This window comes from Paraconexibacter sp. (assembly GCF_041602235.1).
Classification (GTDB): domain Bacteria; phylum Actinomycetota; class Thermoleophilia; order Solirubrobacterales; family Solirubrobacteraceae; genus Paraconexibacter.
This window is the reverse complement of the sequence record NZ_JBFIGP010000001.1, coordinates 1-16327: the sequence shown is the minus strand read 5'-3', so window position 1 is coordinate 16327 and position 16327 is coordinate 1. Positions and strand designations below refer to the sequence as shown.

At 72.7% G+C, this 16327-nt stretch carries 17 protein-coding genes; 12 read left to right on the top strand and 5 right to left on the bottom strand.

The genetic code is table 11. The features are described 5' to 3' along the window. The first annotated feature begins 72 nt into the window (after window positions 1-72). Together ABYE80_RS00085 and ABYE80_RS00080 are read left to right on the top strand one after the other, a co-directional pair. The gene (locus ABYE80_RS00085) at window positions 73-705 is read left to right on the top strand and encodes a hypothetical protein (RefSeq protein WP_372787699.1); all 633 of its coding nucleotides are present in this window, start codon (window positions 73-75) and stop codon (window positions 703-705) included. A gap of 44 nt (window positions 706-749) precedes the next feature. Next, window positions 750-1754: a TerC/Alx family metal homeostasis membrane protein gene (locus tag ABYE80_RS00080; protein WP_372787698.1), complete on the top strand. Its 1005-nt coding sequence runs from the start codon at window positions 750-752 to the stop codon at window positions 1752-1754. Here the strand turns inward: ABYE80_RS00080 and ABYE80_RS00075 are convergent. Further along, the gene (locus tag ABYE80_RS00075; protein WP_372787696.1) at window positions 1732-4179 is read right to left on the bottom strand and encodes a penicillin acylase family protein; all 2448 of its coding nucleotides are present in this window, start codon (window positions 4177-4179) and stop codon (window positions 1732-1734) included. The two genes, ABYE80_RS00080 and ABYE80_RS00075, sit on opposite strands and share 23 nt — an antisense overlap. Window positions 4180-4331: 152 nt before the next feature. Between ABYE80_RS00075 and ABYE80_RS00070 the strand changes: the two genes are divergently transcribed. The 6 genes from ABYE80_RS00070 to ABYE80_RS00045 all read left to right on the top strand — a co-directional run bounded on the left by ABYE80_RS00070 (window position 4332) and on the right by ABYE80_RS00045 (window position 10719). Further along, window positions 4332-5696, top strand: coding sequence for a flavin-containing monooxygenase (locus ABYE80_RS00070; RefSeq protein WP_372787695.1), 1365 nt, complete (start codon window positions 4332-4334; stop codon window positions 5694-5696). Further along, on the top strand, window positions 5693-6313 hold the full coding sequence (locus tag ABYE80_RS00065; RefSeq protein WP_372787694.1) for a TetR/AcrR family transcriptional regulator: 621 nt from the start codon (window positions 5693-5695) through the stop codon (window positions 6311-6313). Before ABYE80_RS00070 ends, ABYE80_RS00065 begins: the two co-directional genes overlap by 4 nt. A gap of 104 nt (window positions 6314-6417) precedes the next feature. Then, entirely contained in the window at window positions 6418-7359 is a 942-nt protein-coding gene (locus ABYE80_RS00060; RefSeq protein WP_372787693.1) for a glycosyl hydrolase, read from the top strand. Window positions 7360-7779: 420 nt separating this feature from the next. Then, window positions 7780-8652 carry a hypothetical protein gene (locus ABYE80_RS00055; protein WP_372787692.1) on the top strand — a complete coding sequence of 291 codons (873 nt, stop codon included), beginning with the start codon at window positions 7780-7782 and terminating at the stop codon, window positions 8650-8652. A 69-nt stretch (window positions 8653-8721) separates the two neighbouring features. Further along, on the top strand, window positions 8722-10080 hold the full coding sequence (locus tag ABYE80_RS00050; protein ID WP_372787691.1) for an RNA polymerase sigma factor: 1359 nt from the start codon (window positions 8722-8724) through the stop codon (window positions 10078-10080). 183 nt (window positions 10081-10263) lie between these two features. Beyond that, window positions 10264-10719 carry a hypothetical protein gene (locus ABYE80_RS00045; RefSeq protein WP_372787690.1) on the top strand — a complete coding sequence of 152 codons (456 nt, stop codon included), beginning with the start codon at window positions 10264-10266 and terminating at the stop codon, window positions 10717-10719. A 10-nt stretch (window positions 10720-10729) separates the two neighbouring features. Here ABYE80_RS00045 and ABYE80_RS00040 read toward each other — a convergent pair whose 3' ends face one another. Genes ABYE80_RS00040 through ABYE80_RS00025 form a run of 4 tightly spaced genes read right to left on the bottom strand, consistent with a single transcriptional unit; the run spans window position 10730 to window position 13141 of the window. Further along, a complete protein-coding gene (locus ABYE80_RS00040) occupies window positions 10730-11368 on the bottom strand; it encodes an HAD family hydrolase (RefSeq protein ID WP_372787688.1) in 639 nt (212 codons plus the stop codon). Continuing rightward, complete coding sequence (locus ABYE80_RS00035) at window positions 11365-12288, bottom strand: hypothetical protein (protein ID WP_372787686.1); 924 nt, start codon at window positions 12286-12288, stop codon at window positions 11365-11367. Before ABYE80_RS00035 ends, ABYE80_RS00040 begins: the two co-directional genes overlap by 4 nt. Further along, window positions 12285-12785, bottom strand: a complete 501-nt coding sequence (locus ABYE80_RS00030) for an FxsA family protein (RefSeq protein ID WP_372787684.1) — start codon at window positions 12783-12785, stop codon at window positions 12285-12287. Before ABYE80_RS00030 ends, ABYE80_RS00035 begins: the two co-directional genes overlap by 4 nt. Window positions 12786-12832: 47 nt before the next feature. Beyond that, window positions 12833-13141: an STAS domain-containing protein gene (locus ABYE80_RS00025; protein WP_372787683.1), complete on the bottom strand. Its 309-nt coding sequence runs from the start codon at window positions 13139-13141 to the stop codon at window positions 12833-12835. Window positions 13142-13238: 97 nt separating this feature from the next. Here ABYE80_RS00025 and ABYE80_RS00020 point away from each other — a divergent pair, with 97 nt between their 5' ends. From ABYE80_RS00020 to ABYE80_RS00005, 4 genes are all read left to right on the top strand, one after another. After that, window positions 13239-13535, top strand: a complete 297-nt coding sequence (locus ABYE80_RS00020; RefSeq protein WP_372787681.1) for a metal-sulfur cluster assembly factor — start codon at window positions 13239-13241, stop codon at window positions 13533-13535. A gap of 76 nt (window positions 13536-13611) precedes the next feature. Beyond that, window positions 13612-15312: a S8 family serine peptidase gene (locus tag ABYE80_RS00015; RefSeq protein ID WP_372787679.1), complete on the top strand. Its 1701-nt coding sequence runs from the start codon at window positions 13612-13614 to the stop codon at window positions 15310-15312. Continuing rightward, a complete protein-coding gene (gene tenA / locus ABYE80_RS00010; protein WP_372787678.1) occupies window positions 15309-15983 on the top strand; it encodes a thiaminase II in 675 nt (224 codons plus the stop codon). The genes ABYE80_RS00015 and tenA overlap by 4 nt, the downstream gene beginning before the upstream one ends. Further along, window positions 15983-16327: acyl-CoA dehydrogenase family protein (locus ABYE80_RS00005; protein WP_372787676.1), on the top strand; the 345-nt coding region annotated here is incomplete at its 3' end. The genes tenA and ABYE80_RS00005, both read left to right, overlap by 1 nt.

Genomic DNA, 16327 nt, shown 5'->3' with positions numbered 1-16327 from the left:
GTGCCGGGGCGGGGTTGTGCGCCCGACGTGCGTGCGTGACCCTCGCTGACCCCGGAAGGAGCCGACGCCGGCGTGACCTCGCCGCCCCCCGTACCGGCCTCCGTGCCGCTGCCGCTGCTGCTGCTCGCCGGAGGCGATGCCCTGGTCGCCTGCGTGCTCGTCGTCCTCGGCGTGCCACCGGTCGCGGCCGGCGCCGCGGTCGCCGTCCTGGCGCTCGTCCACGTGCGCAGCGCGGCGCGCCTCGTGCTGCGCGCCCACGCTGTCCGTCGCCCGGCCTCCGACGAGGAAGGAGCGCTCGACGAGGTGCGGGACACGCTCCGGGCCATCGCGGCTGCCGCCGGCGTCCCGGCGCCCGAGGTGCGCATCGGCGAGGTGTGCGACCGGGGCGCGAGCGCGGTCGCGCGCACCCGTCGTGCCGCGACGGTCGTCGTCTCGCCGCGCCTGCTGCGGACCGGTCCGGCCGCGCGGCGGACCGCGCTGACCCGTGCGATCGCCGACATCGCGACGGGCGACGCCGTGGTCGTGACGGTTGCGAGCGCGCCGGGAGCCGTCGGTCTCACCGCGTTGACCCGTATCCTTTTGCGACCGGGCAGTCGACGGCGGGAGGACGTGGCCGTCGCGCTGGCCGAGCGGTTGAACGACGCCGTCGGCGCCGGATCGCCGCAACTCCCCGCGGTCCCGTACCGTGAGTTCCTGCGGGTCTGACGGCCCGCCCCCCATCTTTCCCGCCGCAGAACCAGGAAGCCGTCATGGACGCAGGTATCACCCTCTGGGCAGGCCTGATCATCTTCGTGATCATCAGCCTCGCCGTCGACATGCTGCTGTTCGAGAAGCGCGACGAGATCGCGTCCATGCGGCGCTCGGTCATCTTCAGCATCGCGTGGATCGCGGTGGCGCTGCTGTTCGGCGTGGGCCTCTTCGTGGCCGGGGAGTCCGACGCGGGAGCGGAGTTCCTCACCGGCTACGTGCTGGAGCGCTCGCTGTCGCTCGACAACGTGTTCGTCTTCGCCCTGATCTTCGGGGCGATGGCCGTCCCGACGGTCGTGCGTTCGACCGTCCTGCTCTGGGGCATCGTCGGCGCCCTCGTGCTGCGCGCGATCTTCATCGTGGCCGGCGCTGCGCTGGTCGAGTCGTTCCACTGGGTGCTGTACGTGTTCGGCGCCATCCTGCTGTTCACCGGCGTCCGGATGGCGCTGACCGAGGAGCAGGAGGAGGTCGACCCGGACAAGATCCCGGGGACCAAGCTCGTGCGCCGGCTCTTCCCGGTCACCAACGGGTACCGCGAGGATCGGCTGTTCGTGCACGAGGGCGGTCGCCGCGTCGCGACGCCCCTGCTGGTCGTCGTGGTGGCGGTCGCGGCCGCCGACGTCATCTTCGCCGTCGACTCGATCCCCGCGATCTTCGGCATCACCACGGACACCTTCATCGTGTTCGCCGCCAACGCGTTCGCCCTGCTCGGGCTGCGCGCGCTCTACCGCCTGCTCGACGGGGCGCAGGCGAAGTTCCACCTGCTCCGCTACGGGCTCGCGTTCCTGCTGGTGTTCATCGGGTTCAAGATGCTGATCGAGGACCTCTGGCACATCCCGATCGGCCTGTCGCTCGGCGTGATCATCGCGACGCTCGTGATCGCGACGCTCGCGTCGCTGCTGCGGCCGCCGCACGACGGGGATCCGCCCGGGGGCGGCCCGGGCACGGGACCGCTGCCGACGCCCGGCCCGCCGCAGGTTCCCCTCAGCGCCGGCGGTGGCCAGTGAACTCGATCACCTGCTGGATGCCTGACGGGCGGTTCGTGTAGCGGATCGTCGTCGGCAGCAGCCCGGGAGCGAAGGAGATCCGCTCCTCGGTGGCGTCGGCCCGCCAGGCGCTCACGTCCGGGCCCTGGGAGCCGGCGAGCGTCCCTGCCGCGGCGTCGATCGCAGCCCAGAGGTCCTCGCGGCACGCTGCGAGCCGACCGCGGCCGCAGAAGCGGGTGGCGAACGGGGACGGATCCCGGTCGCCGAGGACCCTGCGCAGATCCTTGACGACGTGGTTGATCCGGCCGCCGGTGAACCCGCTCCCGGTCCAGTTGTCGGCGCCCTCGAGGTCTCTGAACAGCTTGGCCTGCGAGCCGAGCACCGGCTGCATGATCGCGTCCGCCAGCCGGGGGTACGCCTCGTCGACGATCGCGGGGCCGGGGCCGGCGTCGATCGTGCCGTCGAGGTCGCGGTCCAGGCGGCTCGCGCCCGCTGCGCTCCAGGCGAGCATCGCGTCCAGCGATGCCTGGGCGCGTGCGGTGGGGGCCTGCGTCCCGGCCAGGAGGCGGCCCAGCAGCGGCACGACGGCGATCGCCCGCAGGTCCTGCGTCGCGGCCGCGTTCATCGCGGCGGTGACCGAGGCGAGGTCGTGCGTCGGTCTTGCCGCGATCCCGGCGTTCAGCAGGTCGACGCGCTGGACCGGACCGTAGCTCCACTCGCTGTCGGAGCTGCCCCAGCCCCGCGCCGGCTTGTTGTTCCAGTTCACCAGGGCGCCGCTCGCCGGGTTGATCTGCTGCGGATGCGCGGAGGCCGGGAGGTAGCCGCGCCACTCGTACCCGCCGGTGCCCTTCGTCGGCAGGCGGGGATCGACCCGGGGATGGCGCCTGGGCAGGAGCCCCGCCGAGTACATCGCGATGTCGCGGTCGTCCGCGTAGGCCGCGTTGAACGTGAAGGGGGACTTGGCGGCCGCGGCGATGAACGTCCTCGCCGACCGGACCTTGTTGAGCGTCAGGTCGCGGAACATCCGCTGGAACAGGATGTCCTTGCCGCGGCTCGAGCGCTTGCGCGAGATCGCCACCGTCCTGCCGGCGACCTTCGCGTAGCCGAGGACGGGGCCGTGCACGGTCGAGCGGATCGTGACGCTGCGCTTGCGTCCCGCGATCCTCCCGACGGTCAGCCGCTGCATCCTGCGGCACGTGCCCTTGTAGCGGTAGCGCAACCGCGAGCCACCGCAGAGCGTCTCGACGTAGTGGTCGACGAGGTCGTTCCCCGCCGAGGTCAACGACCACGCGAAGTCCGGACCGCGCCCGATGAGGACGTTGCCCGGGAACCCCGGGGCGGTGGCGCCACGGGCCTGGAAGCCGGGGCCCTTCACGTCGACCTCGAACGTGAGGCCGGGGTAGAAGTAGCCGATCTGCGGGCCGGCGACGAAGAGCGGGTGGCCGCCGGTCGCGCGCTTGCCGGAGACGAGGAGGAAGTTGCTCGCGTACCGGCGAGCGGCGGCCTGGGCCGTCGCCGCGCGCGAGGCGGTGGCGTTCAGGCTCCCGGCGTCGAGCACGACGTTGCCCGCGGTCCGCTTCGGGACGCGGAGGTACGGGAACCGCTTCGTGATGGTGGCCGGGGTGCTGTCGTCCGCGTGCTGGGTGAGGTCGTCCCAGACCCTCGTGCCCGCCGTCCGGCCCAGGCGCTTGCGCAGGGCGGCGAGCAGGGTCGAGCGGCGGGCCTCGTCGCCACCGCCCTCGCCGAAGATCTGCCCGAGGAGCGCGTTGACGCCGTAGACGTCCACGCGGGTCCAGGGCTTCTCGGTGCTCTTCTCGGCCCTGAGCCGCGCGTTGATCCCGCGGACGTACACGTCGATGTCGTGCAGGATCCGGCGCCCGTCCAGGCCGGCTCGCCGCAGCGCCGCGGTCTGCTCGCGGTCGATCTGCCGGTCGGCGGCCTTCGTGGGGGTGAACGTCTTGAGGCCGGTGATCAGGCTGAACGCGCTCAGACCGGGGACGTCGAGGGCGGCGACGCGCCCGGCGTACCGGCCCTGGGCCAGCAGCAGGCCCCGGTCGGCCTGCGCCATCCAGCCCATCGCCCAGGTCACGTCGTCGTGGGTCCTGCCGGTGATGTGCGGCACGCCGTAGCGGTCCCGCACCAGCGTCACGCCCTTGCGGGGCACGGTCTCGGGGACGGCCGGGCCTTCGTCCGCGGCGACGCCGAACTTCGCCGACTTGAAGTAGGTGGTGAGGTCGCCCGGGGTGACCTGGTCGAAGAGCGGCGTCAGGCCGTCGTACATCGCGGCCTGGGTGGAGGCTCCTGGCGGGATCGGCACGCCGCCGGGCTGGCCGGAGGGGATGATGTTCCGCGCGGTGCCGCTGTAGTCGGCGGCGAGGGCCGCGGGGGCGAGCAGCCCGAGCGCTGCGGTCGTGGCGGCGAGGATGCGGCGAGGTACTGCGAACATGGGCGCTCCGTGGGGACGGGAAGGCGCCTCGCGCACTGCTCAGGCTACGCGACGCGGGGAGCGCGCGCACCGGGAGGACGTCCCGGACGGCCGGGGACGGGGCCGGGACAACGAAAGTGACGCATGCGTCATCTTTTGCTACGGTGGTCCGCATGACCGAGCTTCCGTCCGTCGCGATCATCGGTGCCGGGTCGTCCGGCATCGCCGCCGCCAAGGCCCTGCACACGCGCGGCATCCCCTTCACGTGCTTCGAGGCGTCCGACAGGATCGGCGGCAACTGGGTGTTCGGGAACACCAACGGCATGTCCGCCGCCTACCGCGGCCTGCACATCAACACCTCGCGGGAGCGCATGGAGTACTCGGACTTCCCGATGCCGAAGTCCTACCCCGACTACCCGCACCACACGCAGATCGCGGCGTACTTCGAGGAGTACGTCGACCACTTCGGCTTCCGCGACGCCATCCGGTTCTCGACGAAGGTCGCTCGGGCGCAGAAGGACGCCGCGGGCGTCTGGGAGCTCACCCTCGACGACGGCGCGGTCGAGCGGTTCGACGCCCTCATCGTCGCCAACGGCCACCACTGGGACCCGCGCTGGCCGGAGCCCGCCTTCCCCGGGCACGACACCACGAGCATCGAGCAGATGCACGCCCACAGCTACTGCGAGGACGAGACGTTCCGCGACAAGAACGTCGTCATCCTCGGGATGGGCAACAGCGCCATGGACCTCGCGGTCGAGAGCTCCTACGTCGCCCGGCACACGTGGCTGGCCGCCCGGCGCGGCGCATGGATCGTGCCGAAGTACCTCTTCGGCCGGCCCTTCGATCAGCTGCGCAACGACACCCGCATCCCGTTCGGCATCCGGCGGCGCGTCGTCGAGAAGCTCGTCCTCGCCGCGACGGGGCCGCTGGAGAAGTACGGCCTGCCCAAGCCCGACCACGGGTTCGGCCAGGCGCACCCCACGGTCTCCGGGCGCATCCTGGACCGCATCGGACACGGCACCATCACGCCGAAGCCGAACATCGCCCGGCTGCACGACCGCGAGATCGAGTTCACCGACGGCTCGCGCGTGCCCTGCGACGTGGTCGTCTACTGCACCGGGTACAAGATCACCTTCCCCTTCTTCGACGAGGACCTCATCTCCGCGCCGGACAACCACATCGAGCTGTTCCGCCGCGTGTTCCACCCCGAGCACCGCGACGTCTTCTTCGCCGGCCTGCTGCAGCCGCTGGGGGCGGTCATGCCGCTCGCCGAGGCGCAGGGGGCATGGATCGCCGATCACCTCCGCGGCGAGTACGCGCTGCCGCGCCCCGACGCGCTGCTCGCCGACATCCGCGAGGATCACGCGGCCATGGCCAAGCGCTACGTCACGTCCAAGCGGCACACGATCCAGGTCGACTTCGACGACTACCTCGTGGATCTGGCGCGGGAGCGCGCGGCGGGCGCCGCCCGCGCCGCCGCCACCGGTCGTCCGCTGCCGATCCCGGCCCGGGCCCGGGCGGGGGCGGTGCCCGCGTGAGCACCGTCCCGAACACCTCGGCGGGCAAGCGGGAGCGCACCAAGGCGGCCAACCGCCAGGCGATCCTCGATGCCGCGACCGACGTGTTCGCCGAGCTCGGATACGGCGCGGCGACGGTGCGCGACATCGTCCGCCGCACCGATCTCGCGACCGGGACGTTCTACAACTACTTCCCGGACAAGGAGTCGGTGCTCCGCGCGCTGCTCGACGAGGTGACCGGGGAGGTGCGCGTGCGCGTGCGGGCGGCGCGCCTGCGGGGGGAGAGCGCGGAGGAGTTCATCGCCAACGGCTTCCGCGCCTACTACGAGTTCCTGGCGGAGGACCGTCGGCTCTTCTCGGTGCTGCAGCGCAACGCGGGCACGATCCGCGCGATGTTCGACGAGCCCGTCCTAGGGGCCGGGACCGACGATCTCGCCGAGGACATCCGCACCGGCATCGCGGCCGGGCATCTGCCCGAGGTCGATGCCGACGCGCTGGCCGTCGCCATGATGGGCGCCGGGTTCGAGGTCGGCGTCCGGATGCTGCAGGGAGACCCACCGGACGTGGACGCCGCGGTGGAGTTCATCTCGGCGCTCTTCATCGGCGGGCTTCAGGAACTGGGCCGGCGCGCCGACTAGGACGCTGGAACATCTCTGAAGCGCGACTTCGGTCCCGCTAGGGTGTTCCACCGCCTGCCGTCGCTCGACGGACCGACCGACCCGACCCAAGGAATGCCCTGACCATGCGTCGTACCGCCCTCCTCGCGAGCCTCGCCGCCGTGGCGCTGCTCGCCGCGCCGGCCTCGGGCCAGGCCGCGTTCACCACCGGCATCGGCGATCAGCAGCCGACGATGTTCTCCAGCCCGTTCTTCAAGCCGTTGAAGCTCAAGGACGTCCGCTACATCTTCCCGTGGGACGGCATGTCGTTCCCGCAGCAGGTCGCCGAGACCGACGCCTGGTTCGCGGCGGCCGTGGCCAGCAAGTCGCGGATCCTCGTGGCGTTCAACGTCTCCCGCCAGAACAACCGCAAGGAGGTCGCGCCGTCGAAGGCCGCCTACGGGAAGGCCGTGGCGAAGTTCATCAAGCGCTACGGCAAGCACGTCAAGTACTACCAGCCGTGGAACGAGATCAACCACTGCCCGTCCCAGCCCGACAAGCTCTGCAAGGGCAACGCCGGGGCCAAGCGGGCCGCGGACTACTTCCTCGAGCTGAAGAAGCGGGCCAAGAAGCGCACGATCGTCGCCCTCGACGTCCTCGACACGGACTTCCGCGGTGCGGCGAAGTACATGAAGGCCTTCACCAAGTACGCGAAGAAGGGCAAGCCGAGGATCTACGGCCTGCACAACTACTCCGACACGAACCGCAACTCCTCGACGCGCACCCGCTACATCATCAAGAAGGGCCTGCCGAAGGGCGGCCAGATGTGGCTGACGGAGACCGGCGGCGTCGCCCAGTTCGGCTCGTTCAAGTACGACCTCGCCCGTCAGGCGAAGTCGTTCAAGCAGATGTTCAAGATCGCCCGGCAGAACAGCGCGATCAAGAAGGTCTACCTCTACAACTGGACCGGCAGCACCAACGCCGACATGCCGAAGGCCAACGGCAAGGGCCGTCCCTTCGACGCCGGCCTGGTCGGACCCGACGGTCAGCCCCGCCCGGCCTGGGAGGTCGTGCGCAAGCGCCGGTGAGCGCAGCCCCCGCCTGACGCGGGGCCCGGAAGTCCGCGGCGGCCCTCCCCGGCAGTGGGGAGGGCCGCTCGTCGTTGCGGCCAGGGAACGACGGGCCGCTCTCACCGCCTGGTCCCGGGGCCGATGCACGTCCGGGTCCTGTGTCCCGGCGCCGTCCCACGCCGGGGCCCAGCCGACGCGCCGGACCCGCCCGTCATCACGGTCCAGGGTGACGGGCGGTCCGGGCGCGGCGTCCGCCTAGACTGCTCGGCGATGCCTACGTTCTGCCGTCACGGTCGACTCGAGGACCGCTGCCCCGTCTGCGTCGCCAAGGCGAGGAAGGAGGCGGCCGACGGGGTCCCGCAGCGCCGTGGGTCGTCGGGGCCCCGACCGTCGCGTGCACCACGCACGCGGTCCGGCTCCGCGAGGACGCGCCCCGGAGTGACGGTCCGCAAGGAGGCGCGCGCGGTCGAGGACGGGTACGCGAACGAGCTGGTCCCGGGGCTGCGCGCCACGGCGGACGCGGTACGGCTCTCCGAGGAGATCGCGTTCTCCGTGGCGCGCATCGAGGAGCTGTCCGTCACCCCGCCCGGTCGCTACGGAACCGCTGCGGCCCAGGAGGACCGTGAGGAGGCGCTGTGGCTGGCGTTCCAGATCGCCGTGCTCTCGCCGCTGGAGGACGGGGACGACGGGCCGTGGGCGACGATCGACGCCGTGCGCACGACCTGGGCCGGCGGGGAGACGCCCGACCCGGGGGAGATGCCGCTCGGGCCTCGCCCCGGAGTGGACCCGCGCCGCGGTGCCGCGGCGACGTTCACGGCGTACCGGGCCTGGGCGGAGCGCGCAGGCTCGCAGGCGGCGGCGTTCGCGGGCGACGCCGCGTGGTCGCGCCAGCGGCGCTTCGACCGCGCGTTCGAGCGTCTGGCCCTGCCGGGCCTCGCCCGTGCGCCCCGGTTCGAGCTGCTGCTCCTCGTGTCCTGCCTGGACCTCGCGGACCTGGAGCCCTGGACGCTCGGGTTCGGCGCGGACGCCACCGACCCGACGGTGTTGGCGGCCAAGCGCGTGTTCGGCATCGGTGACGCGATCAACCTCTCGCGCCGGGCCTCGGAGCTGTGCGCGGCCGCCGCGGTCCCCGTCGGCGCGCTCGACCTCGCCCTGCGGAACTTCGGGGCGCCTCCGATGACGCCGCGCGTCCGCGCGGCGGCCACGGTCGGGGTGGACGAGGAGGTCCGCGCCCGTGTCGCGGGCGTGCTCGGCGCACTCCCTCCCGGGCCGGACGAGCCCGAGGCGGGCGAGAGCGCCGACCCCGGGTAGCGGTTTCCGACAGCAGGCGCCGCCTCGGACTCTGAGTTGTCGGACGGCCGCCACAGGGTGCGGCCGCGGATGGCGAAGGAGACCGACGTGGCAGCGACGCCTGCAAGGACCGCACGGTGGACGGAGGGGGAGGACCTGGTGGCGGCGACGCTGGCGCGCCATGCGACGTCGCTCCTGGCGACCGCTCGCCGGCACTCGCTCTGCGAGGACGATGCCCATGACGCGTACCAGCGCGCCATGGAGACCTTCCTCCGCAACGCGGGCAGGCTGGATCCGGAGCGCGCCCACCGCTGGCTCCACACCGTCGTCAAGCACGAGGCGATCTCGCTGCGCGCCGACCGGCAACGGGTGGTTCCGCGGACGGCCTACGACTTCGACGCCCAGGTGGGCCACGAGGCCTCGCCCGACGACCGTGCACTGGACCGGGAGCGTGCGGGCTGGATGGCCGAGGCCCTCGAGGATCTCCGGCCCGGCGAGGAGCAGGCGCTGCGACTGCGCGCCGACGGGCTCAGCTACACCGAGATCGCGGGCGAGCTGGGGTGGACGCGGACCAAGGTCAACCGCTCGCTGACCGAGGGCCGGGCACGCGCCCGGACGCGCTTCGCGCTGCTGGAGAGCGGCCGGGGGTGCGAGCGCTGGGCGCCGACGCTCGAGCGCCTGCGTGAGGGCGGCGCCGCCGCGCCGGATCTGGCGGGCGCCCGCCGCCATCTGCGGATCTGCCCGGCCTGCCGCGCCACGGTCCGCGCGATGCACGACCGCGAGGCGCCGATGGCGGGCATCGCGCCGCTGGGACTCGTGGGGTTCGTGGCGTGGTGGCAGGAGCGCGCGGTGTCGGCGACCGTGCGGGTCCAGATGGTGGCCGAGACCCTGATGTCGGCCAAGGGCATGGCCGTCGCGGCCTCTGCCGCGGCGTTGACCAGCGGTGGCGTCGCGGCCGTCGACCGCCTGGTCGAGCCGCCGTCCCGGGCCACCGCGGCGCCGGTGCACAGCGCGCGTCCTGCCGCGCAGGGTCCGGCCGCGCGGACCGTCGAGGAACGGGCGGCCGCGCGATCCGGCCCCGGAGCACGCTCGCGGACGGTCGGGACGCGTTCGTCGAGCGCCGGGCTCCCGGGATCGCGGTCCGCAGCCTCCGCGGTGCTCCGCGTCGCCGGGCGCTCGTCGGCGGCGGGCGGCACCCGCGGCCACTCCGTGACTGCGCGTCCGGTCCGGGCGCGGGCCCGGGCAGCGGGCGGCGACCCGGCCCCCGCCCGGCGCACGCCCGCCTCGGTCGCAGCGCCCGCTCCCGCCGGGGAGTTCGAGCCCGGGCGCATCGAGGCGAACGGGCGGGCGACCGGCGGCCCGGGGGTCGGCGGGACCGGGACCGCGGTCGGCGGGACCGGGCACGGCGGGACCGCGCACCGCGGCGCCGGGAGCGGCGAGTTGCCGTAGCGCTCGTTCGGCCGCGCCGAACACCCCGCTCCTTGCGGGAAAGGCCTGTCGGCGCGCCCCGCAGGCGTTTCCCGCACCTAGCGGGAAACCTGTCCGGAACGTACGGGTCCGTACCGAAATGCCGTCCGACGTGCGACCTACCTTCCACAGCGTCAGTCGTCCCCCGAGCGTCAGGGAGCTGGAATGCCCCTCTGCTTCATCGAACCCCAGGACGCGATTCGCGTCATCGCAGAGTCCGTCGGCCGTGAGGCTCGGCGCCAGCTCCTCGGAGAGCTGGTCCGCGCGTGGGTCGACGAGATCCCGGAGCAGGACCTCGATTCCCACTACGCCAAGGCCGTGGCGGACCTCGACGAGCACGACCTGTCGATGCTGGCCGCCTGGCACGCCTCGCTGGAGGTCGGGCAGCCGATCGCCAACCGCGAGTTCCTGACCGGCGTGTTCCCGAACCTCGGGGAGAACCGGCGCGAAGCGCTGAAGATCGCCGCCGGGTTCCGGGGCGAGGAGGCGTTCGACGCCGGGGTGGCCGAGGAGCAGGCGCTGGAGACCGTCCTCCCTCGGCTCTCGCCCGAGCGGGCGACGGAGCTCGCGGGCGAATGCCTCGAGCTCTACCTCTGGGACCGGCTCGGCAGCGACAACTGACGCAGCGCGCTCAGGCGTCCGGGAGCAGCAGGGCGTCGATCGTCGCGATCGTCGCGGCGGTGTCGCCGCGGTGCCAGACCGGCGTGAGCCCCACCGCCTTCGCGGCGTCGCAGTTGTGCGCGAAGTCGTCGACGAACAGGCACGCCTGCGGGTCGTGGCCGAACCGCTCGCACGTCAGCCGGTAGATCTCCTCGTCCGGCTTGCGCATCCCGACGTAGGCGCTGTCCACGACGACGTCGAACAGCTCGTCGACCGGCAGCATGGCCCGCCAGCGCGGCTCCCACTCGCGGACGTTGTTCGTCAACAGCGCCATCGGGACCCCGCGCGCCCGCAGGCCGCCCAGGTGCGCGAGCAGCTCCTCGTTGGGATGGAGGTGACGGAAGTACGTCTCCGTGAAGCCCGACATGTCCACCGGGCGCCCGAGGTCGGCGCTCATCTGCGCGCCGAGCCGCTCGTGGAACGAGGCCTCGGTGATGCGACCGCACTCGAGCTCGTAGAGCGGGTGGGCGCCCTCCCGGTCGTGCAGCGTGACCATCGCCTGGCCGAGGTGCTCCAGCGCGATGCCGGACTCCCGTTCCCAGGCCTTGAACGCGTCGTGGAGCGACGTCGTCAGCACTCCGCCGAAGTCGCAGACGACCGCGCGGATCACGGGGCGACCCGTCGCAGGATGTCGTAGCGCCCCACGCCGTGGCGGCCGTCCATCGTCCAGTGGAAGAACGCGCAGTCGAGCCGTAGCCGGCCGAGGTCCAGCGAGGTGCCGCACAGGACCTCGCCGGCGACCCGCAACGGGTACCCGTCGGGATCGATCCACAGCTCCAGGCCGGCGCGGCGCTGGCGCTCCTCCTCGTCCATCGTCGTCGTGACCCGCGGGTCCTCCACGGTCACCGGGACGCTCCGTTCCGCCCCCTCCGGGGGAGCGGAGAACACGCTCGCGGCGATGGCCTCGTCGGCGTGCGTGCGCTTGGAGCCCGACGGACGGATCGCGGTCAACGTCACCGCGTGCTCGGGGTCGATCCAGACGCCGATGGTGCGGGCCAGCGCCACCCGGTCCCAATCCGGCGCGCCCCACGAGTGGCCGCGCTGCCCGAAGCAGTCCACCCGTCGGCGGCCGCCCCGGACCTGTGCGGACCCCGTGACGTGGCAGAGCTGCTCGTAGCCCTCCATGCCGCCGACGCGGGCTGCCTCGCCATCCGCGTCGATGACCGCCGGATCGCTGAGCGCCTCGAAGCGCAGATCGAACGAGGTGGTGCCGTCCTCGCTCTGGAAGGCGATCGTCCAGGTGCTCAGCGGCTCGACCGTCGTCGTGCGCACCCCTGCCGCGTCCACGGCGGCCCAGTCGGCCGTACCGACCGGGATGCCCCCGGCCGCTCGCACGGCGACGGGTTCGCGGCCGCTGAAGAGCATCGCGAGCCCGCTGCCCTGCGGGTCCCCGTCCTCGCCGGGGGACAGGCCGACGCGGGCGATCCCGTAGACGTCGGCGGCCGGGTCCCCGAACGCGAAGGTCACGGCATCGCTGAAGGCGACGCCCTGGGCCGGACGTGGTTGCTCGGACTCGGCGGTGACGGTCAAGGAAGCTCCCTCGGGGAATCGTCGATCTCGGTTGCGGTGCCGTCCACCACGTCGTCACCTCGGCCCGGCCGTCGCCGTCGGCGCGCCCGCATCGCGGCGTCCGCGCCGGCCGCGCCCGCCGGCCCCGCGACGACGAAGGCCGCCCGGGAGGTGAGGCGCCGGGTCAGGATGCGCCGGATCACCACCCGTGAGGGCGGGGCGAGCATCAGGATGCCGAACACGTCCGAGAGGAACCCCGGCGTGATCAGCAACGCGCCGCCGAAGATCACGAGCACGCCGTCCAGGACCTCGCGGGCGGGGGCCCGGCCGGCCGCCAGGGCATCGTTGAACCGGCGCCACACGGCGCGGCCCTGGGACCGCAGGAGCAGCGAGCCGACGATCGAGTCGAGGATCAGGATGCCGACGGTGTTCAGCGCGCCGATCGCCTGGCCGACCTGGATGATCACGTACAGCTCGGCGATCGGGACGATCAGGAACAGGAGGATGAGCAGGGGCATCAGGAGACCGCAAGGCTACGCGAGCGGCCGCGCGGACCGAGCTGCGGTCAGGCCACGGCCGGCACGACCTGCACACCCGGCAGGCGGTGCAGGCCGACGAGTTCGATCAGCCGCTGGATCTGCGGCTGCGCCCCGCGGAGGACCAGGCCGGCCCCGCAGGACCGCAGCCGTCGGGCGACCATCGCGAGGTCCAGCATCAGCGACGCGTCCGCCCAGGTGAGCTGCGTGAGGTCCACGGTGACGGAGTCCTTGGCCCGCAACGCGCGGGAGAGGGCGCGCCGACGACGGCTCTGGGTCGAGCGGTCCTCGTCGCCCGAGCACATCAGGCATGGGGGGTGGTCGCGGAAGAGCACCACGGACGGCGACCGTACTCCTGAAGGGCCCCGGTCTCAACCGGCGCCGAGACGTGCGTGCGTCGAAGGAGCGCCTGGCCCGGGTCGCTAGACTGGCCCGATGGTCACCGTTGACGACGTCGAGGCCGCCCTGGCGAACGTGATCGATCCCGAGCTGGGGCTCGACTTCATGGAGCTGGGGCTCATCTACGGCGTGTCGATCGACGACGGCCACGTGCACGTCACGTTCACGCTCACGTCGCCGGGATGTCCGATCGGCCCGCAGGTGATGGAGCAGATCGACGAGTTCGTCAGCGAGCTCGACGGCGTGACGTCGGTGGAGTCGGAGATGACCTTCGCGCCGCCGTGGACGCCGGATCGCATGAGCGAAGACGCGAAGTTCGCGCTCGGGTACTAGAGCGGTCCCGTGTCCCGCGGCCGCTTCTGCGACGGCAGGCCGCAACCCCGCCTCTCTTCGCGGTTTCCGGAGTGACATGAGGGCCACGTCGCGCACGCTCGGGATCGGCCGGGTCTCTTCCGCTCTGGTCGTCGCATGTGCGTGCGCCGTCGCGGGCCCGATCCCCTCGCCGGCGCACGGGGCGACGGCGACCACGGGCCGCCTGCTGGTCACGCTCGAGTCCGACGTCGCGGGGACGCCGAAGGCGCAGGCCTCGGCAGCGAGGTCGCTGCTCCGACGGACGGGCGGGCGCCGCGCGCGGCCCGCGATCCCCCAGCTCGACACCGAGGTGCTCGCGCCGCCGCCGGGCGTCCGGTTGAGCACGTTCGCCGCCGAGCTGCGGTCCCAGCCAGGCGTCGAGCGCGTCGAGGCCGAGCGACGGCACGAGCTGCGCTACGTGCCCAACGACCCCACGCTGAGCACGCCGGAGCCGCGGGCTACCGCCCCGGACACGTCGCTGCAGTGGTGGGCGGCGCGGACCGGGCTGTTCTCCGCGTGGGACGTGACCCGCGGGGTCGACGCTCGCGTCGCGATCATCGACACGGGGATCGACGGCAACCACCCGGACCTCACCGGCCGGATCACGGTCGCCGTCGACGACGACGCCTCGGGTGGCGGGACGGCGACGACGGACGAGATCGGCCACGGGACGCACGTCGCGTCCCTCGCCTGTGGCGCCGGCGACAACGGCGTCGGGCTGGTCGGCGCGGGGTTCGGCTGCAAGCTCCTCGTGTACAAGACCGACCTGTCCGACAGCAGCGTCGCCCGCAGCATCATCGCCGCCACCGACGCGGGCGCCCAGGCGATCAACATGAGCTTCGGCACCGACGGGAGCCAGGCGGCGCCGCGGACGCTCGTCGACGCGATCGACTACGCGGTCGAGCGTGACGTCGTGCTCGTGGCGGCGGCGGCGGACGAGCCGGTGCAGGAGCAGGGCGATCCCAGCAACGTGCTGCAGCCGACCGGGACCGGACCCGACATCACCGCCGGACGTGGCCTGTCCGTGACCGCGGCGAACTTCGCCGACCGCCGTGCCAACTTCGCGGGCCTCGGGAGCCAGATCTCCCTGGCGGCGTACGGGGCCTACAACGTCAGCGGAGGGCCACCCGGTCTGTTCGGCGCGTTCCCGGGGCAGACCACGTCGCTGGAGCGCGGAGGTCTGTTCCAGCCGGCGTGCGGGTGTCGCGCCGCGCTCGCCGGTGATGCCCGCTACGCCTACCTGCAGGGCACGTCGATGGCCGCGCCGATCGTGGCCGCCACGGCGGCGCTGGTGCGCGACGTCAACCCGGACATCCCCGGGCTCGGGGTGGTCCGCCTGCTCAAGGCGACCGCCAGCCGTCCGTCCGGGACGGGATGGACCGCCGATCTCGGCTGGGGCATCCTGAACGCGGGGGAGGCGGTCAAGCAGGCTCAGCGGGTCGACCTCCGGCCCCCGAGATCCAAGCTCCGGCGCCCGGCCAAGCCGAAGAAGGGCCGGATCACGCTGCGCTGGACGGCGTCGGACAAGGCCACCAAGCCGCTCAAGGCCAGCGGTCTGCGCCGGGTCGAGATCTGGCGAGCCGCCAACGGTCGCAAGCCGCGCAAGCTCAGGAGCTCGACCAAGAGGAAGCTCACGCTGAAGGTCAAGGCGGGCAGCCGCTACGACTTCTGGACGATCGCGGTGGACAAGGCCGGCAACCGCGAGGCCGCGCCGAAGAAGCCGGATGCGCGCGTGCGCGTCCCGCGGAAGAGGAGATGAGCGCCCACGAGACGTTCTCGGCCTCGTTGAGGTCCGAGGCCGACGCGATCTGGGCGCAGCAGCACGCCCATCCCTTCGTGCGCGGCATCGGCGACGGGACGGTCGACCCGCAGGCGTTCGCGCGCTACGTGCGGCAGGACTACCTGTTCCTGGTCGACTACGCGCGGCTCCTGGCGCTCGGCGCGGCGCGGGCGCCGGACGTGACGACCATGCGGCGGTTCGCGGACCTGACGCAGGCGATCCTCGGCGAGGAGATGGAGCTGCACCGGGCGTTCGCCGCCGAGATCGGCGTCAGCGCCGAGGAGCTCGCCGCCGAGCGTCCCGACCCGCTCACGCGGGCCTACACCGACTTCCTGCTGCGAACCGCGACGCTCGGCGATGTCGCCGAGCTCGCGGCCGCGCTCCTGCCGTGCATGTGGGGGTACGCCGAGATCGGCCGGCGGCTCGCCGCGTCGGTGGGCGCCGACGGGACGGGCCGGGCCCATCTGGACCGATGGATCGCCACGTACGCCGATCCCGGATTCGCCGAGCTGGGCGCATGGTGTCGGGATCTCGTCGACCGACTGGCCCAGGACGCGGGTCCCGCGGCACGCGAACGGATGGTGGCCGCGTTCCTGGAATCCTCCCGGCTCGAACTGGCCTTCTGGGACGTTGGTGGGATGATGCGCTGATGGGATGGGATTTCTCGACGGACGCCGACTACCAGGCGAAGCTCGACTGGGCCCGCACGTTCGTGCGCGAGGAGATCTGGCCCCTCGAGACGATCTTCAACGAGCTCGACCAGGAGCAGCTCGACCGCATCTACGCGCCGCTGCAGGCGCAGGTCCGCGAGCAGGGCCTCTGGGCGGCCCACCTCGATCCCGAGCTCGGGGGGCAGGGCTACGGGCAGGTCAAGCTCGGCCTGCTGCACGAGATCCTCGGCTCGTCGATGCTCGCGCCGAACGCCTTCGGATGTCAGGCGCCCGACTCCGGGAACAGCGAGATCCTCGCGCTGGCGGGCACGCCGGAGCAGAAG